Origin of the sequence: Streptomyces griseorubiginosus, assembly GCF_017614965.1 — a bacterium.
Classification (GTDB): Bacteria; Actinomycetota; Actinomycetes; order Streptomycetales; family Streptomycetaceae; genus Streptomyces; species Streptomyces griseorubiginosus_B.
In genome coordinates, this window is record NZ_WVUG01000082.1 from 1 (window position 1) to 19,743 (window position 19,743).

At 70.9% G+C, this 19,743-nt stretch carries 18 protein-coding genes; 8 read left to right on the top strand and 10 right to left on the bottom strand.

Translation table 11 applies throughout. The annotated features are described in order from the left end of the window. The 3 genes from GRC12_RS17585 to GRC12_RS17595 all read right to left on the bottom strand — a co-directional run. Nucleotides 1-1,864 (bottom strand): hypothetical protein (locus GRC12_RS17585; RefSeq protein WP_208780247.1); only part of this gene is annotated, 1,864 nt, incomplete at its 3' end. Nucleotides 1,865-1,960: 96 nt separating this feature from the next. Beyond that, nucleotides 1,961-2,572 carry a hypothetical protein gene (locus GRC12_RS17590; protein ID WP_208780248.1) on the bottom strand — a complete coding sequence of 204 codons (612 nt, stop codon included), beginning with the start codon at nt 2,570-2,572 and terminating at the stop codon, nt 1,961-1,963. A 78-nt stretch (nt 2,573-2,650) separates the two neighbouring features. Continuing rightward, nucleotides 2,651-3,595 carry a DMT family transporter gene (locus GRC12_RS17595; RefSeq protein ID WP_208780249.1) on the bottom strand — a complete coding sequence of 315 codons (945 nt, stop codon included), beginning with the start codon at nt 3,593-3,595 and terminating at the stop codon, nt 2,651-2,653. A 228-nt stretch (nt 3,596-3,823) separates the two neighbouring features. Here GRC12_RS17595 and GRC12_RS17600 point away from each other — a divergent pair, with 228 nt between their 5' ends. Beyond that, a complete protein-coding gene (locus GRC12_RS17600) occupies nt 3,824-4,519 on the top strand; it encodes a glycoside hydrolase family 75 protein (protein WP_208780250.1) in 696 nt (231 codons plus the stop codon). A 39-nt stretch (nt 4,520-4,558) separates the two neighbouring features. On the opposite strand, the gene GRC12_RS17605 is transcribed toward GRC12_RS17600, so the two are convergent. Together GRC12_RS17605 and GRC12_RS17610 are read right to left on the bottom strand one after the other, a co-directional pair. Then, nucleotides 4,559-5,269, bottom strand: coding sequence for an SDR family oxidoreductase (locus GRC12_RS17605; RefSeq protein WP_208780251.1), 711 nt, complete (start codon nt 5,267-5,269; stop codon nt 4,559-4,561). Between the two features lie 155 nt (nt 5,270-5,424). Further along, a complete protein-coding gene (locus GRC12_RS17610; protein WP_208780252.1) occupies nt 5,425-6,330 on the bottom strand; it encodes a class I SAM-dependent methyltransferase in 906 nt (301 codons plus the stop codon). Nucleotides 6,331-6,489: 159 nt separating this feature from the next. On the opposite strand from GRC12_RS17610, the gene GRC12_RS17615 reads away from it, so the two are divergent. Then, complete coding sequence (locus GRC12_RS17615; RefSeq protein WP_244373064.1) at nt 6,490-7,260, top strand: phytanoyl-CoA dioxygenase family protein; 771 nt, start codon at nt 6,490-6,492, stop codon at nt 7,258-7,260. A 108-nt stretch (nt 7,261-7,368) separates the two neighbouring features. On the opposite strand, the gene GRC12_RS17620 is transcribed toward GRC12_RS17615, so the two are convergent. Both GRC12_RS17620 and GRC12_RS17625 read right to left on the bottom strand, forming a co-directional pair. Further along, complete coding sequence (locus tag GRC12_RS17620; RefSeq protein ID WP_208780254.1) at nt 7,369-9,099, bottom strand: glycoside hydrolase family 6 protein; 1,731 nt, start codon at nt 9,097-9,099, stop codon at nt 7,369-7,371. 28 nt (nt 9,100-9,127) lie between these two features. Next, a complete protein-coding gene (locus GRC12_RS17625) occupies nt 9,128-10,603 on the bottom strand; it encodes a cellulase family glycosylhydrolase (protein WP_208780255.1) in 1,476 nt (491 codons plus the stop codon). A gap of 275 nt (nt 10,604-10,878) precedes the next feature. On the opposite strand from GRC12_RS17625, the gene GRC12_RS17630 reads away from it, so the two are divergent. Continuing rightward, entirely contained in the window at nt 10,879-13,797 is a 2,919-nt protein-coding gene (locus GRC12_RS17630; protein WP_208780256.1) for a glycoside hydrolase family 48 protein, read from the top strand. Nucleotides 13,798-13,919: 122 nt separating this feature from the next. Here the strand turns inward: GRC12_RS17630 and GRC12_RS17635 are convergent, their stop codons facing one another. Beyond that, entirely contained in the window at nt 13,920-14,855 is a 936-nt protein-coding gene (locus tag GRC12_RS17635) for a helix-turn-helix transcriptional regulator (RefSeq protein WP_208780257.1), read from the bottom strand. A gap of 39 nt (nt 14,856-14,894) precedes the next feature. Between GRC12_RS17635 and GRC12_RS17640 the strand changes: the two genes are divergently transcribed. Together GRC12_RS17640 and GRC12_RS17645 are read left to right on the top strand one after the other, a co-directional pair. Further along, the gene (locus GRC12_RS17640) at nt 14,895-15,374 is read left to right on the top strand and encodes a hypothetical protein (protein WP_208780258.1); all 480 of its coding nucleotides are present in this window, start codon (nt 14,895-14,897) and stop codon (nt 15,372-15,374) included. Next, nucleotides 15,371-15,844: a hypothetical protein gene (locus GRC12_RS17645; protein WP_208780259.1), complete on the top strand. Its 474-nt coding sequence runs from the start codon at nt 15,371-15,373 to the stop codon at nt 15,842-15,844. Before GRC12_RS17640 ends, GRC12_RS17645 begins: the two co-directional genes overlap by 4 nt. On the opposite strand, the gene GRC12_RS17650 is transcribed toward GRC12_RS17645, so the two are convergent. Both GRC12_RS17650 and GRC12_RS17655 read right to left on the bottom strand, forming a co-directional pair. Next, nucleotides 15,816-16,571 (bottom strand): class I SAM-dependent methyltransferase, encoded by a 756-nt coding sequence (locus GRC12_RS17650; RefSeq protein WP_208780260.1) that lies wholly within the window; start codon nt 16,569-16,571, stop codon nt 15,816-15,818. The two genes, GRC12_RS17645 and GRC12_RS17650, sit on opposite strands and share 29 nt — an antisense overlap. Nucleotides 16,572-16,575: 4 nt before the next feature. Beyond that, complete coding sequence (locus GRC12_RS17655; protein WP_208780261.1) at nt 16,576-16,881, bottom strand: 4a-hydroxytetrahydrobiopterin dehydratase; 306 nt, start codon at nt 16,879-16,881, stop codon at nt 16,576-16,578. Nucleotides 16,882-17,002: 121 nt separating this feature from the next. Here GRC12_RS17655 and GRC12_RS17660 point away from each other — a divergent pair, with 121 nt between their 5' ends. The 3 genes from GRC12_RS17660 (at nt 17,003) to GRC12_RS17670 (ending at nt 19,654) form a co-directional block, all read left to right on the top strand. After that, on the top strand, nt 17,003-17,839 hold the full coding sequence (locus GRC12_RS17660; RefSeq protein WP_208780262.1) for a helix-turn-helix domain-containing protein: 837 nt from the start codon (nt 17,003-17,005) through the stop codon (nt 17,837-17,839). Between the two features lie 86 nt (nt 17,840-17,925). Continuing rightward, entirely contained in the window at nt 17,926-18,789 is an 864-nt protein-coding gene (locus GRC12_RS17665) for a helix-turn-helix domain-containing protein (RefSeq protein ID WP_208780263.1), read from the top strand. Nucleotides 18,790-18,841: 52 nt separating this feature from the next. Continuing rightward, nucleotides 18,842-19,654 (top strand): SAM-dependent methyltransferase, encoded by an 813-nt coding sequence (locus tag GRC12_RS17670; RefSeq protein ID WP_208780264.1) that lies wholly within the window; start codon nt 18,842-18,844, stop codon nt 19,652-19,654. Nucleotides 19,655-19,743: the final 89 nt, after the last annotated feature.

Below are 19,743 nucleotides of genomic sequence, written 5' to 3' on the forward strand. Positions count from 1 at the left end.
GGGCGAAGGGGTGGGTGGCCCGGGGCCAGAAGGTGCCGATGTCCCACAGCACACCGACCGTGCGGCGGAAACGCTCACTGCGGTAGGCCTGGCGCCCGGCCCACAGGATGGCCGCGACCAGGCCGGTGAGCACGAGGTTCGCCAGGGTCAGGAACCAGCGCGGCCCCTCGGTGACCAGGCGCACGCCCAGGACCAGACCGAGGACGGTGCCCGCCACGGTGATCAGGGCCACCGTCGCCAGCAGCCGACCGAGGACCGACTGCGCGGCCCCGTCGAGACGTCCGGCCAGGCCCCAGCTCGCGGCGATCCGTGTGCACCGCACCCCTTGCTCGTCCTGGTCCACCTCCGCCTCGGGATAGGCCTCGGCGACCCTCCGCGCGGACGCTCCCCGGCCGCGCCGGATCCCCGCCCACGCGATCCCCGTCAGCGCCACGGCGGCCGCGGTGCTCGCGAGCCCGACCGCGGCCGCCCAGTAGTACGCGGTCGGTACGACCAACAGCCGCTGCCCGCCGGGGTGCTCGGTCTGTCCCGGCACCCCCGGAGCGCCCAGGATCTCGGCCGCGCGCAGGGTCAGACCGGCCGACAGAGCCGTCGCCAGCGCGGTGGCGAGCAGGGCGACCCCGCTCATGGTCAGCCCGCCCCACGCCGGGCGCGGGAAGTCCGGGTTGCCGAAACCGGCCTCGCGGTCCTCGCCCCTCCGTCCGCGCAACGCCCCGATCATCCCCGGGACATGGGTGACGAACAGGACCGCCAGCAGCGCTCCCTGCGCGCCCAGCACCCACTGGGTCACGCCCACCTGCCACGGCAGTTCGGCGGGAGCCGGCCCGAGCGGCTCCTCGCGCCACACGGCCACCACCACGGCACCCGCCGTCAGCAGTGACGCGGCGAGCGGCAGCAGCGTGTACCCGTCCCGGTAGCGCCTCAACGGCTCGTCCACCGTGGGCTGTTCGCGCTTCCCCGTACGCGGCAGCGCGACCCTCAGCACCACCCAGGCCAGCAGCACCAGCAGCGCCAGCAGTACGGCGTTGCGCGCGTCGCCCAGCGGTGTCGTACCCCAGCCGGAGCCGTGCCACAGGCGGGTGAGGTCGCGGCCGGGCGGCAGGGGCGCGAGCAGCAGCACACCCACCAGCGCGGTCGCTCCCGCGACATGCAGCAGACGCAGCCTGCGCACGGCCGCGTTCCCGTTCCACAGCTGCCGGTTCTCCAGCAGCGTCCGGTTGTCGGGGTGTTGCACGCTCTGCGGCACGGGCCGCTTCTCGAACCGCGCCCACGTGGTGTGCGCCAGGTACCACAGCAGCCCGATGACAGCCAGCGGAACCACCGCGGCGACGGCGAGATGGCGTCCGGTCCCGGCGAGCCATCCGTACCGCATCCAGTTCAGCCACACCACACCGCCGTTCGCGCAGTGCGGACCGTCCGTCCCCGCCGCCCCGCACTGCCATCCGACCAGGTCCATCGAGACCGAGGTCGCGGCGAGTACGGCGGTCCCGGTGAGGGACAGCGCGAGCAGCCGCTGGGCCACGATCCGCGCCTCCACCGAGCGCCGTCGCCGCTCGGCGGAGTGCCCCGGGTCCATGTAGAAGGCCATGTTGAGCAGCATGAACGGCAGCAGGAGCAGCCACAGGGCCCGCTTGTTGTCGCCCGAGGTCAGCCCGCCCCACGAGTAGCCCTCACGCCGGAACCCCGGCGGATCGTCCGTGCCCCGGCGGCTGTCCCAGACCCGCCGGTAGAAGCCGGCCTGCCGGTCCCCGGCCACCCGCAGCACCGCGGGATGCCCGAGTTCCGACTCCGGCGAGGTTCCTCCCACGCCGTGGACCCGCAACTCGGTCCAGCCGTCGGTGCCTTCGTTGACGTAACGGTCCATGACCGCCCCCGTTCCCCCGGACAGAACATGTCCAGGATGACGGGTTCGCGCCCGGTCGAACCCTTTGCGGCAGCCGCGAGTTCGGACGGCGGAGTCTCAGGTGCCCCGCACGTCGGTGAAGACGATCTCGAACTCCTCCAGTCCGGTCACCGTCACATGCGCCTTGGCCGCGCCCTCGTGCCGGGCCGCCGCCTGGGCCGCGCGGGAGGCGACGAGAGAGCCTCGGTCGGTGAACAGGGCGCCGACCAGGCCGCGTCCACGCTGCCGGTCGACGAGCAGGGACGCCCTGGCCAGCCCGGGCAGCGTCTCCAGCCGGGGCACCACCGACGTCCGGAAGGTGTCGGCGAGCAGATCGGCGTCCATGGGGTCCAACTCCAGCCGGGTGAGGCGCAGTCCGCCGCCCTGCGCGGGCTGGCGGACCTGGTGGAAGACCAGGGCCTCGTAGTTGTCGACCGCGGTCGTCGCCGCGAACGGCTCCAGCAGCGATCCGCGCCGCTCCCGCATGACCTCGTCGCTGTTGCGCCGGGCCTCCTCGGTCTGCCACCAGCTCACCGCGAGCAGTTTGCCGAGTTCGCGGTCCACGAAGACGCCCGACCCGCGGTAGCCGGGACGCTCCTCCAGCAGGTCCCGCCCCTGTGAGTTCAGCGCCCTGATGGCCGTGTCGACCTGCGCGGGATCCCCGGTCACGTACACCGTGCGAACGAACATGCCCCTCGCCTCCCGAAGCCGAGCGCTGTGCGGAATGTTCGATATGGCCAGTCTTCTCCTGTGCGGGGAACGCTGCAATCAGGGCGACTCGGCGGACCCGTCGTCACGCGGGCGCGTACGGCGGCCTGCCACGGTGACGTACGCGCTCACCAGGATCAGCCCGCACCCCGCCCACTGCGCGAGCGTCGGTCGCTCGCCGAGGATCCAGGCGCCCAGCAGCACCGCCCCGACGGGGGTGAGCAGCAGCAGGACCGCGCCGGTGTGGCTGGGCAGGCGGGGCGAGTTGAGCGCGACCAGGAGCCAGCCGACGATCTGACTGCTCAGCGCGACCAGGGCGAGCCAGCCCAGGGTGTGCCAGGGCGGGGTGGGGTCGAGAGCGCCCCAGGCGGCGCCGCCGAGCGCGGAGACGACGGTCGCGGACAGGATCACCACCGTGTACGTCGTACGGACATGTCCGTGGAAGCCGCCGCGGCGCAGCAGGAACAGGAAGCCGGAGTAGCTCAGGGCGGCGAGGACCGCGTGGACGGTGCCCGCGACAGGGGCGCTGCCGCTCGCGCCGTGCTCGAGGAGCCCGCCGGTCAGCACGACCCCGGCGATCATCACCGGGAGCCAGAGCAGGAAGCGGCGGGGGATGTGCTCCCGGTCCACCGCCCAGGCCAGCAGCGGTACCAGGACGACCTGCACGTTGACCAGCACGGTGGACAGCCCGGCGCCCACCTCGGTGATCGACCTGGCCCACAGCAGGGCGTCCACGGCGAACAGCGCCCCGCCCGCGAGACCGTAGAGCAGCCGGCGGCGCGGCGGCAGTCCCTCACGGCGGAACTCGGGCAGAGCCAGCAGCGCCAGGACGGGCAGGGCGAGCAGACAGCGGTACGCGGAGGCGGTGCCCGCGTCCGCGCCGGACAGCTCGATGAAGACCGGCGACAGGGACAGCGACAGCGCGCCGGCCGCCTGGCCCCACCCCGGGCCGCCGACGGCCCGGGCGGGGCGTCGGCGCTGCGGGGCGAGGTCGGTACGGGCCACCCGGCGGCCTCCTCACGGCGGGTACGCGGCGGGGTGGCCGCCCCGAGTACCCGTGTACCGGCCATCTACGCGGAACCCGCTTCCCCGCGGTGAGCTGGCGCTTTCCACTCCTGCCCCAACCGCACACCCGGACAGGGCCGTTCACGGGGTTGACGCGGGCATGCTCGCGGGTCCACCTTGTACGCCAACCCGGTCAGGAAAGTTTCCTAACAGAAGGGTCTCCCCACAGTGCGCATCCGAACACTGACCCTCGCCGCGGCCTCCGGGGCCGCCCTGCTCGCCGCCGGAGTGCTCCCCGCGAACGCTTCCGGCGCCGTCCACCCGACGTCCGCCCAGGAGGGCTCGGTCAGCGCGGCCGACCTGCTCGCCAAGGTGACGTCCTGTTCCCAGATCTCCAACGGCAAATACAAGACCGACGACGAGACCTCGGCCACCATCCCGGTGTGCGGCAAGAACGGCGCCGTGTTCTGGAAGGCCGACATGGACATCGACTGCGACGGCCAGCGGACCACGAACTGCAACGAGGACCGCGACCCCTGGTACCAGGACGACACGGCCTTCCACCAGTCGAACGGCAAGCCGCTGAAGGCCGAGTCACTGCCGTACATCGTGGTGCCCAGCGCCAGCAGCATCTGGAAGTACTCCAGCTCCGGCATCAAGGGCGGCGGTGTCGTCGCCGTGATCTACAACAACAAGGTCGAGTACGCCGTCGTCGGCGACACCGGCCCCACCAAGATCATCGGTGAGGCCTCGTACGCCACCGCGAAGGCGCTCGGCATCGACCCCGACCCGGCGACCGGCGGGGCCGACTCCGGCGTGACGTACATCCTGTTCAAGAACTCGCAGGTATCCCCCATCGAGAGCCACAGCGCTGCGGTCTCGCTGGGGCAGCAGCTGGCCAAGCAGTTCATCGCGAACAACTGAGGGGGCGGCCCGGGCAGCCCGACGGCCCTTGCGGGAGGGTCAGTTGGGCTGCCCGATCGGCCGTACGACGACGGTGTTGACGTCGACGCCCTCGGGCTGCCGGATCGCCCAGACCACCGAGTCGGCGATCTGCTCGGCGGTCAGCAGACGGCCCGGAGGCAGACTGCCGTACTCGTCCCAGAACGGCGTCTCCACCCGGCCCGGGGCGATCAGGGTCACCCCGACGCCCCACTCGGTGACCTGGCGCCGGGTGTTCTCGGCGAGACCCGTCACCGCCCACTTGGTCGCCCCGTAAAGGTTGCCGGGCGTGTTCACGAAACCGGCCACGCTGCCGACCAGGACGATCCGGCCCCCGGTCTCCTTCAGCGCGTCGACGGACGCCCTGACGAGGAGCGCGGGGCCGAGCACGTTGGTCAGCACCATGTCCCTCCAGCCGGCCGGGTCGCCCTCCGCGACCGAATCGTGGGTGGCGTACCCGGCATTGGCGACGACCGTGTCCAGCCGCCCGAAGTCCTTCAACGTGGCCTCGACGGCCGCCTGCACGTCGTCCCATTCGGCGGCGTTCCCGGCGACCGTCAACAGGCCCTCCGGCTCACCGAGTTCGGCGGCGAAGGCGCGCAGCCGCTCCTCCCGGCGCCCGGTGACGGCGACCCGGTGCCCGGCGTCGAGCAACCGCCGCGCGACAGCGGCACCGATGCCGCTGCCGCCACCGGTGATCAGCGCGACCCGGGACGCGGTACTGGTGGACATGGTTACCCCCTGTGTTCCGGACGGACGTTCCGTACGGACGTTCCGTACGGACGTCCAGTGCGAACGCTCCGTGCGAACGAAGGGAGTGAACCAGTTGAAGCACTCTCGAAGTCAAGGGCGACGGCCCCTGGGCGGGGCTCCCGGAACCGGTCGGCTCACATCGCGTGGGCCGCCGTGTGCACCGTGTGGGCCGTCAGGACGAAGACGTCCGGACGGTGGTGGACGCTTGCCTTGTCGTCCGGGTCGAGGAGGCGGTCGAGGGTGTGGCGGTCGTCGGCGTCGAGGCGGTCGGCGAAGGCCTCGCGGAAGCGGGAGAGGGTGGCGGCGACGTAGGCACGGGCGCGGTCCTTGGCGGGAGCCGGGAGGTCGAGGAGGAAGGTGCGGCTGCCGGTGGGGCGCAGGCCCGCCGCCGTCATCAGGCCCGGCCAGTCCTCGGCCTCCGCCACCGTGCCGGGCAGACTCGCCCGCATCCCGGCGAACCACTCCTCCTCCAGCGCGTCGAGCCGCGCCTGCAGACCGGGGCGCCCGATGCCGATGTCCCGGGGCAGGAAGCGCGCCGGCAGCCCGCCCTCCATGATCGCCAGCGTGCCCCCGGGCGCGAGCCGCTCGGCGAACGCGGCGAGAGCGGCCCGCTGGTCACCGAGGTGATGCAGACTGCGGCTGGCCCACAGCAGGTCCGCCGGATAGTCCAACTCCTCCAGCACGCCGGGCAGTTCACCGGCGACCGTACTGAAGCGGTCGCCCACGCCGAGCCGTTCCGCCCGCGCCCTGGCCCGTTCCAGCAGCGGCTCGGAGCTGTCCACCGCGACGACCCGGGCCCCCGGGAAGGCCTCCGCGAGCAGACACGCGACGACACCCGGACCGCTGCCCGCGTCGACGATCAGCCCCGGTTCCGTCTGCTTGTCGGTCAACCAGGCCAGGGCCCTCTCGTACAGCGAGGTGAACAGCTCCGCCTGGGCCTCCAGCAGCGGGGCCATCTCCGCCCAGTCGATGTCGCCGTGGTCGTGAGGACCGGCGTGATGGATGCCGTGCTCGTGGTTGCCGTGGTGTCCGTGCGCCATGGAAGTCAGCCTCTCGTCCGATGCGGCTCAGCGTGCGCCGACGCACCGCGCGACGGCAAGCGGAGTTGCCGTGACGGCAAAAGTCGGGCGGCATCCGGCGGCATCCTGTGGCAGGAAATCGGGATGCGCCGGGCAGGTCGGCGCACCGACGATGGCCCGATGGACGACGTACTGATGGAGCGCTTCCTCGCGGACGGGTTCGTGAAGATCGAGGGCGCGTTCCCGCCCCGGGTCGCCGAGGACTGCGCACGGCTGCTGTGGCGGGAGACGGGGTACGACCCCGAGGACCCCGGCACCTGGAAGGACCCGGTGGTGTGGGTGGGCGACATGGCCCAGGGTCCGTTCGCCGCGGCGGCCAACTCCCCCGTACTGCACGAGGCGTTCGACCTGCTGGTGGGTGAGGGCCGCTGGCTGCCGCGCTACTCCCTGGGCAGCTTCCCGCTGCGGTTCCCGCACGAGGAGGAGCCGGACGACGCGGGCTGGCACATCGAGGGAAGCTACCTCCCGGAAGGGGAGAGCTGGTACTTCACCAACCTCCGCTCCCGGGACCGCGCCCTGCTGATGCTGTTCCTGTTCAGCGAGGTGACCGAGGCGGACGCCCCGACCCGCATCCGGGTCGGCTCCCATCTGGACGTCCCGCCCCTGCTGGAGCCCTACGGGGAGACGGGCGTCTCGGGCCTCGAGATGGCGCCGAAGCTGGTCGAGGCCTCGGCGCACCGCCCCGTCACCCACGCCACCGGCTCCCCCGGCGACGTCTACCTCTGCCACCCCTTCCTGATCCACGCGGCCCAGCCCCACCACGGCGTCCGCCCCCGCTTCATGGCCCAGCCACCCCTGATGCCGGCGGTCCCGTACGAACTGAACCGCCCTGACGGTGACTATTCGGCGGTGGAATTCGCGATACGCCGGGGTCTGGCCAAGAAGGCCTGACCCCGGCGGACCTGTCTTCCAGGGGCGGGCAGCCGTGTTTCATGTGCGGCTGCCGCCGCGCGGGCGCGACCAGCCACAGACGGCCCGCAGCCGGAATCGATCGACGACCTACAGCGGCGGGTACGCGTTCTGCATCAGCTGCTGGAACTGCGCCGAGAACCAGTGCCCCGACAGCGGAGCGTTCGGCAGCGCGCCCGACATGCTGTTGCCGTTACGCGCGTTGCCCGTGTACGTCGGGTCGCACATCCGGTCGAACCCCTTGCCCTCGTCGTTCGCGATGGCGGTGCTGGACCCGTCGGACTCCCCCGGCGGCTTCATCCACACATACGCGTCGATCCCGGCGGCGGGACCGGCCTGCGGCCGCTCGCCCAGACCGGCCCCGGACTGGTTGCACCAGTTGCCGACATGGATCCGCCGGTCGTAGCGTCCGCCGTCGACATACGTGTCCACGCTGGTCTTCGGCCCCGGACCGGCCGGCCGCGCGCTGCCGCCCCACCCGTTGCGGGACGTGTCGATCAGCATGCCGATGTTCGAGTTGAAGCCCACGGAGACCAGTTCGTCGCGCATGGCCTGGGCGTACGACAGCTCGTCCACGTACCGGTTCCAGTCGACCCACTTGGACTGGCGCACCGACGTGCCGTTCACCGAGTCGTCGATGGTGAAGTTGTTCTCCTTCAGGGCGCTGTAGTTGGCAGTGTTGGTGATGAAGCCCTGTACGTCGTCGACGGTCGCGCCCTCGCTGGTGGCCGCCTGCTTGAACAGGCCGGCCGAGGGGGCGAAGTTGTCGTCCCAGCCGAGCCAGCCGTGGTGGCCGGCGTCGATGTAGTTGTAGACGTTCGGGATCGCGCCGAGCTTGGCGAGCGCGTAGCCGACGCCCTTCACGTAGTTGCCGTTGGCGAGCATGGTGTCGCACTGCGGGGTGGCGGTGGCCCGGCTGCCGGTGTTGGTGACCAGGTTGGGCAGCGAGTCGATCTCGATGGTGGTGACGATCCGCAGTGAGGCGTACTTGGGGTCGGCGAGGATCGCCGCGATCGGGTCGATGAACTGCGTCTTGTACTTGTCGATGTCCGTCGGGCCGAGTTCGCCGTTGGAGGCGAGGGCCGCGCAGTCGCGTCCCGGCAGGTCGTAGACGACCAGCTGGACGACCTCCTGGCCGCTGCCCTTCTGCTGCAGGGCCGCGTCGAGGTGGGCGCGCAGGCCCATGCCGCCGTTCACGCCGTTGATCGCGGCGATGCGGTCGAGCCAGACGCCGGTGGGCTGGTCGGAGACACGGGTGCCGCCCGGTTCGGCGGCGGCCTTCGCCGACCACTCGGGGTTCACATAGACCTTGGCGCCGGTGTACGGGTTGTCGACGCGCCCGCTCGGGTCGGTGCCGCCACCGCCTCCGCCGCCGCCACCGCTGCCGCCACCGCTGCCGCCGTCGTCGACGTTGCAGGTCACGCCGTCGAGGGTGAAGGTCGTCGGGACGGCGTTGGTGCCGCTGTAGGACCCGTTGAAGCCGAAGCTGACCGAACCTCCGGTGGCGAGCGTGCCGTTGTAGGACTCGTTGGCGGCGGTGACGGCGGCACCGCTCTGGCCGACCTTGGCGTTCCAGTAGCTGGTGACCTTCTGGTTGCCGGCGTACGACCACTTCAGCGACCAACTGCTCTTGGCGGCGCTGTGGTTGGTGACGGTCACGGCGGCGGTGAAGCCGGAGTCCCACTGGTTCTGCACCTTGTAGTCGACGGTGCAGGGGACGGCCTTGACTCCGACGTCCCCGGGGACGACGGCCGTCGCGGCCTGGGCGGTACCGGCGACCAGCGCCAGGGCGGCGAGTATCGCTGTTCTGGTACGACTCATGAGTGCGGGTTCCTTCCCGAGACGGGAATTAGGGGGTGAGGGCGCGCAGGTGATCGCGCAGCCCGGTGCCGTACGACGTGGGTGTGCCGTCGTAGGTGGAGATGAGCGAGGGACCGGAGGAGCAGTCCCAGGTGTTCCAGGTCCAGCCGAGGTAGGAGAGCCCCCGGTCGTCGAACCACTTCATGACCTGGTCGACGAAGGAGTGCGAGCAGGTGTTCTCGCCGATCTCCCCGGCCACGAGCGGTACTTGGGCCGCGACGGGCGCGAGGGTGGAGCTCCAGCAGCTCTCTCTCGCGCAGGAGTTGAAGTTGTACACGTGGTACGCGGCGACGAGATCGCCCGTCGGGTCGCTGGGCCGGTACGTCAGCCACTGGCTCAGGTCGTTCGAGTACGCGAGCCCGCCGGCCAGGACGACGTTCTTCGCACCGGTCGCGCGCACGGCGTCGACGAGGTCCTGCATGCCGGCGACCTGGTAGCCGATGCCGGGACAGGTGCCGCCGTCCCGCCAGCACTGCCACGCCTGGGTGGCCGTGGAGGTGGCGCGGTCCGGGTAGGGCTCGTTGAACAGGTCGAAGACGACGGCGGGATCGTTCTTGAAGGTGTTCGCCACCGAGGTCCAGAAGGACGGCGTGTACTGCATGTCCGGCATCGGCTTCTGGCAGGTGGCGTGCACGTCGGAGCAGCCCGCCGAGTTGCCGGTGTACTGGCCGTAGGTCCAGTGCAGGTCCAGGACCGGCGTGAGGCCGTGCGCCTCGACGCGGGCCACCAGGTCCTCGACGGCGTTGACGTAGTTCGTGCCGCCGTACTGCGCCTGGACGTTGGAGAGCCCCAGCCAGCACTCCTCGTTGAGCGGGATGCGGACCGTGTTCGCCTTCCAGTCGGCGATCGCCTTGATCGCGGTGTCGTCCACCGGACCGTCCCAGATGCCCCGGCCCTGCACGCACATGAACTCACCGCCGGACCGGTTCACGCCGAGCAGCCGGCGCGCGGCACCCGAGGGGTCCACGAGCCTGTTGCCGGACACGTGCAGCGCGGGCGCGGTACCGCTCGCAGGCGGCTGGGTCGGCGGGGGTGACGGCTCCGCGTCGACGTCGCACGTCGTCCCGTTGAGCTTGAACGACCTGGGTACGGCGTTGCTCCCCGACGCCGGCCGGGAGGCGAGGAACCCGGCGCTGACGCTCGCGCCGGTGGCCAGCGAGCCGTTGTAGCTCTCGTTGCCCGCAGTCACCGTCGTGCCGGACTGGGACCACTTGGCGTTCCAGCCCTGGGTGACCTTCTCGCCGTCGGCGAAGTCGAAGCCCAGGCTCCAACCGCTCAGGGCCGCCGAGTTGTTGGTGATCGTCACGGCGGCCTGGAAGCCGGTGTCCCACTGGCCGGTGACCGAGTACTCCACCGAGCAGGCGGGCGCGGCTCCCTGCGCCGTGACGGGCGGAATGGTCATGAACCCAACAACTCCGACCGCCCCGGCGGCACCTAAAAGTACTGAACGCGGGGGGTGTCGCATGAGCGACTCCTTGCAGCTCAGGCGCATCGCTACGGACGCGTCGACTGATGGAATCGCTCCCACTGGTGTCCATGAAGCTAGCGCCAAGTGACGGCAAAGGACAGGGGAGTCACCGACTTTCCTGACTTTCCATCAGCTGAAGCCCGTCGAATCTTTTCGACTCTTCAAGCACCTTGACCGCCTCCACCCCCGTCCCCACTATGGGAGCGCTCCCACTGGTTCAAGGCTTGTTGCTCCTCCCCCACTTTCTCCGAGCCGCAAGGAGGAACCAGCACATGCACCCCAGCAGGAGACGCAGAGCCGTGCGCCGGCTCTGGACCGCCGTCGTGGCGGCCCTGACCCTTCCCGTCGCCATGCTCAGCACCGGCACGACCTCCGCACAGGCGGCGGCACTTCAGTGCAGCGTCGACTACAAGACCAACGACTGGGGCTCCGGCTTCACCGCGGACCTGACGATCACCAACCGCGGTTCGGACACCATCGACGGCTGGACGCTGACGTACGCCTACAGCGGCAACCAGAAGCTCGCCAACGGCTGGAACGGCACCTGGTCCCAGTCCGGCCAGTCGGTCAGCGTGAAGGACGCCGGCCACAACGGGAAGATCGCCGCGGGCGCCGCAGTCTCCACCGGAGCACAGTTCACCTACAGCGGCACCAACACCGCCCCCACGAGCTTCGCGGTCAACGGCACGACCTGTGCCGGTGCCCACCAGCCGCCGGTCACCGTGCTGACCAGCCCCTCGGCCGGCGCGGTCTACACGCAGGGCACCGCGGTCCCGCTCGCGGCGACGGCGGCTGCCGCCGACAACGCGACGATCAGCAAGGTCGAGTTCTACGACGACACGACCCTGCTGGGCACCGACACCAGCGCGCCGTTCACCCTGTCCGCCTCCGAATTGTCCGTGGGCAGTCACTCCCTGGTGGCGAAGGCGTACGACAGCCTGGGCGCGTCCGCGGAGTCGACACCCGTCGGCATCACGGTGGCGTCCGGTCCCGCGATCGTCGCCTCCCCCACCCAACTCGGCGTCCAGCAGGGCAAGTCGGGCACCTACGCGGTGAAGCTGTCGACGCAGCCCTCCTCCACCGTGACGGTGACGACGGCCCGCGCGAGCGGCAACTCCGGTCTGTCGGTGACCGGCGGCGCATCGTTGACCTTCACGCCGTCCAACTGGAGCACCGCGCAGAACGTGACCGTCACCGCCGACTCCTCCGGCATCGGCTCGGCGACCTTCGAGTCGACGGCGACGGGGTTCGCCAAAGCGGCGGTGACCGTGACCGAGCTGGCGGCCTCCAAGGCGTACGACGCCCGCTTCCTGGACCTCTACGGGAAGATCACCAACCCGGCGAACGGCTACTTCTCGCCGCAGGGCATCCCCTACCACTCGGTCGAGACACTGATCGTCGAGGCCCCCGACCAGGGGCACGAGACCACGTCGGAGGCCTACAGCTACCTTCTGTGGCTGCAGGCGATGTACGGCAAGGTCACCGGTGACTGGTCCAAGTTCAACGGCGCGTGGGCGCTCATGGAGAAGTACATGATCCCCACCCACGCGGACCAGCCCACCAACTCCTTCTACAACGCCGCCAAACCGGCCACCTACGCGCCCGAGCTGGACACCCCGAACGAGTACCCGGCGAAGCTCGACACGTCGGTGTCCGTGGGTTCGGACCCGATCGCGGGCGAGCTGAAGAGCACGTACGGCACGGACGACGTGTACGGCATGCACTGGCTTCAGGACGTCGACAACGTCTACGGCTACGGCGACACCCCCGGCGGCACCTGCGAGGGCGGGCCGACGGCGAGCGGGCCGTCGTACATCAACACCTTCCAGCGCGGCGCGCAGGAGTCGGTGTGGGAGACGGTTCCGCAGCCGACCTGTGACGCCTTCAAGTACGGCGGGAAGAACGGCTACCTGGACCTGTTCACCGGTGACTCGTCCTACGCCAAGCAGTGGAAGTACACGGACGCCCCGGACGCCGACGCGCGTGCCGTGCAGGCCGCGTACTGGGCCGATGTGTGGGCCAAGCAGCAGGGCAAGGGCGCTGACGTCTCCGCGACCGTGGGCAAGGCCGCGAAGATGGGCGACTACCTGCGCTACGCGATGTACGACAAGTACTTCAAGAAGATCGGCAACTGCGTGGGCCCGTCGACATGTGCGGCCGGCACCGGCAAGGACGCCTCGCACTACCTGCTGTCCTGGTACTACGCGTGGGGCGGCGCGACGGACACCGGCGCGGGCTGGGCCTGGCGGATCGGGTCGAGCCATGTGCACGGCGGCTACCAGAACCCGCTGGCGGCCTACGCGCTCAGCTCCTACGCCGATCTGGAGCCCAAGTCCGCGACCGGTACGTCGGACTGGGCGAAGTCGCTGCAGCGGCAGCTGGAGTTCTACCAGTGGCTGCAGTCGTCCGAGGGCGCCATCGCGGGCGGCGCGACGAACAGCTGGGCCGGCCGGTACGCGACGCCGCCGGCCGGCACGTCGACCTTCTACGGCATGTACTACGACCAGCAGCCCGTCTACCACGACCCGCCGTCCAACCAGTGGTTCGGCTTCCAGGCGTGGTCGATGGAGCGGGTCGCCGAGTACTACCAGCAGACGGGGAACGCGCAGGCCAAGGCGGTCCTCGACAAGTGGGTCAAGTGGGCGCTGTCCAAGACCACGATCAACCCGGACGGCACCTATCGGATCCCCTCCACCCTGCAGTGGTCGGGCCAACCCGACACCTGGAACGCCTCCAGCCCCGGCTCCAACAGCGGGCTCCACGTCACCGTCGCCGACTACACCGACGACGTCGGGGTGGCCGCCGCGTACGCCAAGACCCTGACGTACTACGGCGCCAAGTCCGGTGACGCGAACGCCAAGTCGACGGCGAAGGCACTGCTGGACGGCATGTGGAACAACTACCAGGACAGTCTGGGGGTCGCCGTGCCGGAGACGCGGGCGGACTACAACCGCTTCGCCGACAGCGTGTACGTGCCGAGCGGCTTCAGCGGCACGATGCCGAACGGAGACGCGATCAACTCGTCGTCGACGTTCGCCTCGCTGCGGTCCTTCTACAAGAACGACCCCGCGTGGTCGAAGATCCAGAGTTACCTCGCGGGTGGCGCCGCCCCCGTGTTCACGTACCACCGGTTCTGGGCCCAGGCGGACATCGCCCTGGCCATGGGTTCGTACGCGGAGCTCCTCGAATAGTCCCCGCCGGGCGCTCCGAACTCGCGGTACGCCCGAAGGCTCCGTGTGCGTCGTCCCGTCACCTGACGACGGGACCCCGGCCGGGCGACCCCCACCTGCACTGGGGGTCGCCCGGCCCTCGGTCAGGTCACGTTGCCGTAGATTCCTGCCAGTTCGGCGATCGTGCGGGCCAGGCGTGTCCGCAGGTCGGCGGGTTCCAGCACCTCGACGTCCGCCCCCAGGCGCAGGAACTCGCCGTGCGCGTGCCCGACGGACTCGATGGGCACCCTGACGACCGTACGGCCGTCCGCGTCCGTACGGAGGACGACCGCCCTCGGCAGGCTCACCCCCGGCGCCAGCCGGACGACCGCCTCACCCCGGTACAGCCGGTCGTGGAAGTCGCGCTGGTAGGCCGACCAGTACGCGGCCAGGTCGAAGTCGGCTGGGCGGGTGAACTCCTCGTCGGACGAGGAGAGTTCGAGGATCTGGTCGACACGGAAGGTACGCGGACCCGGTCCCGCCACGACGTACCAGCGGCCCGCCTTCAGGACCAGTCCGTACGGCTCCAACCGGCGCCGCACATCGGTGGGTTCGGCCCAGCGGCGGTACAGCACGCGCAGCACCCGGCCGTTCCACACCGCCTCGGCGACCGCCGGGAGGTACGGCGTCTCCTCCGCGTCCGCGTACCAGCCGGGGGCGTCGAGGTGGAAGCGCCCGCTGATCCGGTCGGCGTGGACGCGCAGCTCCGGCGGCAGGGCGGCACGGACCTTGAGCTGGGCGGCGGCCAGGACGGAGCCGAGGCCCAGCTCGGCGGCCGGGCCCGGGGCGCCGGCGAGGAAGAGGGCCTCGGCCTCCTCGGTGGTGAGGCCGGTCAGCCGGGTGCGGTAACCCTCGAGCAGACGGTAGCCACCGGCGTGGCCGGCGTCCCCGTACAGCGGTACGCCCGCCGCGCTCAGCGCCTCCACGTCGCGGTAGACCGTGCGGACGGAGACCTCCAGCTCCTCGGCGAGCTGGGCGGCGGTCATCCGGCCCCGGGTCTGGAGGAGCAGGAGGATCGAGACGAGTCGGCCGGCCTTCACTGACACAGGATGTCAGTGAAGCGGGCCTAGCGTCCTGTCATGCCTTTCGAGGAGAAGTTCCTGACCGTGCCGCCGCCCATCGAGGTGGCCGGCCGGCACATCAAGCGCTATCACGTCACCGCCGACCCGTCCGGCATCGCGCCCGACGTGGAGAAGGCCGCGTACGCGATCCTGCCCGAGCTGCTGCCGGAGCCGGACGGCACGCCGGCGGCCGCGTTCGTCGTCGTTCACCGGGGAAACGACGACGGCGCCTACGTCAACGCCTACAGCTGGGTCTGGGACAACGTCCTGCACTACGCGAACGCGGCGGCCGGCCAGCCGGTCGTCGGCTGCCCGGACCACGACCCGACGCACTTCGTCCGACCCGAACTCCCCTGGATCGGCTGCGTCTTCGAGCTGCCGCCGCTCGTGCACGAACGGGACGCCTGGGTGCGGCACATGCTCGTGCCCGACGTCCCGGACCTGGCCGCCTACCTGGCCGACTCCCTGCCCGAAGGAACCACTGGAGACCGCTCATGAGCAGCACGCACGACTTCGACTTCCTGCACGGCGAGTGGGAGGTCGCCAACCGCCGCCGCACCGACTTCCTCGACCCGGACAGCGGCTGGGAGGAGTTCCCGGCCACCCACTGGTGCCGGCCGCTGTTCGACGGCGCCGCGAACATCGACGAGATCGACATGCCGCACCTGGGGGCGAAGGGGCTGACCCTGCGCCTGTTCGACCAGGAGCGGAGGGAGTGGTCGCTGAGCTGGTCGTCCAGCCGCAGCGGCACCCTGTTCCCGCCGGTCGTCGGAGGCTTCGACGGCGACCGCGGCGAGTTCCACGGCGACGACACCTACCAGGGCAAGGACGTGCGGGTGCGTTATGTCTGGGCGGGCGTGTCCCCCGTCTCCGCGCACTGGGAGCAGGCCTTCTCCGTCGACGACGGGCGTACCTGGGTGACCAACTGGACCATGGACTTCAGCCGAAGCCGGCCGTCGGCTTCCTGAAGGCACGCAGGGTGAACTCGGGGTCGGGGCGCGGGCGTTCCTGCCCGGGCAGGGCCTTCAGGGCCGCGACGAACCGCTCGGTGAGCGGGTCGCCGGGCGGCAGCGTGGTGAACCAGCCGCGCCGCAGGTCGGCGGCGGTGCGCCGGGGACTGCGGCCCTGGCCCCGGCCCCGGAAACGGGCCTGTCCGGCGGGGCGCAGTCCGTGGGCGGTGGCGTACGACTCCACGAGCGGCGCGGCGTCCCGGGCCGGGCGGCGGGGGCGCGGGGCGAGGACGGCGTCGATGTCGCTGCCCACGTCGTGGGCGGCGGCCTTGTCGACGGTGGTGACGTACACGCCGCCCGGTTCGAGGACCCGGGCGCACTCGGCGACGACGGCCCGCACGTCCTCGGGCTCGTCGAGGAGGTGCAGCAGCCAGACGCTGGTCACCGCGTCGAAGGTGGCGTCCGGGAACGGCAGGGCGCGGCTGTCGGCCAGGACGATCGCGCCGGGCAGCCGGCCGGCCGCCATCCGGGCCATGCCGTACGTCAGGTCCACGCCCGTCACCCGGGTGGCGGGCCGGGCTGCGGCCAGGCGCCGGGTGACGATCCCGGTGCCGCAGGCCACGTCGAGGAGTCTGCGGGTGCCGGGCGGGACGAGCCCCAGGACGGCGTCGGCGGCGGCCCCGGCCCTCGGTTCGCCGCCGCGGCTGGCGTCGTAGGCGTCGGCTTCCTTGTCGTAGTCCAGCACGCGGTCAGTGTGCCCCGTGTCCCTGTGCGAGCTCCTGGACCCTGCGGGCCAGCTCGAAGTCGAGTGCGGTGACCTTGCCGCCGACGCTGTGCGTGTTCACCGAGAGGGCGACGGTGTTGTAGCCGAGGGTGAGGTCGGAGTGGTGGTCGAGCTCGTCCTGCACCTGGGCGATGTGGATCACCATCGCGGTCGCGGCGAAGTGGGTGCCGAGGCGGTAGGAGCGGGTGAGCCGGTCCGCGTCGACCGACCAGCCCGGCAGCTCGGCGAGCCGGTCCTCGATCTCCTTCTGCGACAGCGGTTCGACGGCCATGACCTCGCTCCTTCCCGGTGGTGGGACACGGACTCCCAGCGTGCCACAGCCGCACCACGACGGCCCGTCGCGGTCACCTGCCCCCCGTACATACCTCCGCTTCTCGACTACGGTCGTATGCATGACCATCGTCGCGACCGGCAAAGCCGCCTCCTCCGCCGCCCCGTCCGACAAGGGTGTGGGCCCGCTGCTGCGGGCCTGGCGGGAGCGGCGGCGGGTGAGTCAGCTGGAGCTGGCGCTGCGCGCCGACTCCTCCGCCCGGCACATCAGCTTCGTCGAGACGGGGCGTTCCCGGCCGAGCGAGGAGATGGTGCTGAGGCTGGCCGAGCACCTTCAGGTGCCGGTGCGTGAGCGCAACGCCCTGCTGGTGGCGGCGGGTTACGCCCCGCACTATCCGGAGACCCCGCTGGACTCGCCCGCGCTGGACGCCCTCCGGCAGGGCCTGGAACGGCTGATCCGGTGCTACGAGCCCTACCCGGCGTTCGTGGTCGACGCGGTGTACGACGTCGTCGCTGCGAACCGCGGCATGACGATGTTCCTCGACTCAATCCCGGAGTTCCTGCTCCGGCCCCCGCTGAACGCCATGCGGTTGACCCTGCACCCCGAGGGTCTCGCGCCCCGCATCCGCAACCTCCCCGAGTGGCGCGGGCATCTGCTCGCCCAGATGGAGCGGGAGATCGCCCTGCACCGCTCCGAGCCCCTGCGCAAGCTGTACGAGGAGGTGGCCGCGTATCCGGTACCGGTACCTGACCCGGAACCAGGCCGTGAACCGACAGACGCGGTCCCCTACTTCGCCCTCCCCCTGCAGATCGAGCACGACGGCCGCACCCTGTCCTTCGTCTCGTCCATCTCCACCTTCAACACCCCCATGGACGTCACGGTCGCCGAACTGGCCGTGGAGACCCTCCTCCCGGCCGACCCGGCGACCGTCAAGTACCTCCAGACACAGTTGACTTGATCCCTTCTTGATTCCGAACCTGTGGAACCGGAACCGGAACATGGCACACTGCTGCGGCAGACTTCGGCGCGTAGGGGAGGCGTGGCGTGAGTGAGCGGCGGCCTGCGCCTACCGTGGGGCAGGTGGTGCTCGGCAGGCGGCTGCAGGAGCTGCGGGAGGCCGCCGGGCTCAAGCGTGAGGAGGCTGCCCGCGTCCTGCGGGTGGCCCCGGCGACCGTACGGCGCATGGAGATGGCCGAGGTCGCGCTGAAGATCCCGTACGTGCAGGTGCTGCTGGAGACCTACGGCGTCCCGGACGAGGAGGCGACGGCCTTCGTCGAGCTGGCCGAGGAGGCCAACCAGCCGGGCTGGTGGCAGCGGTTCCACGACGTGCTGCCGGAGTGGTTCAGCCTGTACGTCAGCCTGGAGGGCGCCGCCGGGATCATCCGCTCCTACGAGCCGCACTTCGTGCCCGGCCTGCTGCAGACCGAGGACTACGCGCGTGCCGTGATGGAAGCAGGAACGATCGGCCAGACCGGCGCCGAGAACATCGAACGCCACGTTTCCCTGCGGATGACCCGGCAGACGCTCCTGGAACGCCCGGACCCGCCCCACCTCTGGGTGATCATGGACGAGACGGTGCTGAAGCGCCCGGTCAGCATCCGCGGCGAGGTGATGCGTGAACAGCTGGACAAGCTGCTGGAGTTCGCCGAGCGCGACCGGGTCACCCTGCAGGTCGCGGAGTTCAAGGACGGCCCGCACCCGGGGACGTACGCGCCCTTCTCGCTGTTCCGCTTCGACGAGCCCGAACTCCCCGACATGGTCTTCACCGAGTATCTGACCGGCGCGCTGTACCTGGACTCGCGCACCGAGGTCTCCGCACATCTGGAGGTCCTCGACCACATGGCGGCGCGAGCCGCGTCGGCCCAGCGCACGAAGAAGATCCTTCGGGAGTACCGCGAGACCTTCTGAGCCCCCGCCGCGTCCCGCACACCACCTTCCGCACACGAGGAGACGACACCGCATGACCGGATCCGACGCCGCGCCCCGGATAGACACCAGCCGCCCGCACCCGGCGCGGGTGTACGACTGGTGGCTGGGCGGCAAGGACAACTACCCCGTGGACGAGGAGCTGGCCCGCAGGATCCTCGCCCTGGACAGCACGGCCGTACGGGGGGCCCGGGCCAACAGAAGGTTCATGCACCGGGCCGTCCGCACGGTCGCCGAGGCGGGGATACGCCAGTTCCTGGACATCGGCACGGGCATCCCCACCGAGCCCAACCTGCACCAGGTGGCGCAAGGCGTGGCGGCGGAGTCCCGGGTGGTGTACGCCGACAACGACCCGATCGTGCTGCGGCACGCCCAGGCCCTGCTGCACGGCTCCGCCGAGGGCTCCACGGACTACGTGCACGCGGACGTGCGGGACATCGACACCCTGCTGGCCCGGGCGGCCGAGACCCTGGACCTCACCCGTCCGGTGGCGCTGTCGCTGGTGGCCCTGACCCACTACCTGGGCGACGAACCCGACGGCGACGACGTCCACGGCCTGGTGGGCAAGTACGTCGCGGCCCTCGCCCCCGGCAGCTATCTGATCCTGTCGCAGGTCACCGCCGACCTGAACCCGGAGGCCATCGCGAAGGCGGCGGCCGCCTTCCAGGGCAGCGGCACCCCCTTCCACCCCCGCCCGATCACCGAGGTGTACCGCTTCTTCGAGGGCCTGGAGCTGCTGGGCCCCGGTGTCATCCCGGTGACGGGGTGGCGCCCGGAGGCCGAGGACGTGGCGGCGCAGGCCGAGGGTGTCGTACCGGTGTACGCGGGGGTCGCCCGCAAGAACTGACCCGTACGGGTGTCCTGAACAGGTGCGTTCCCCTGCCCGCCCCTAGCGTCGAGGCACAGGGCGAGCAAGGGAGCCACGCACCTGCCCAA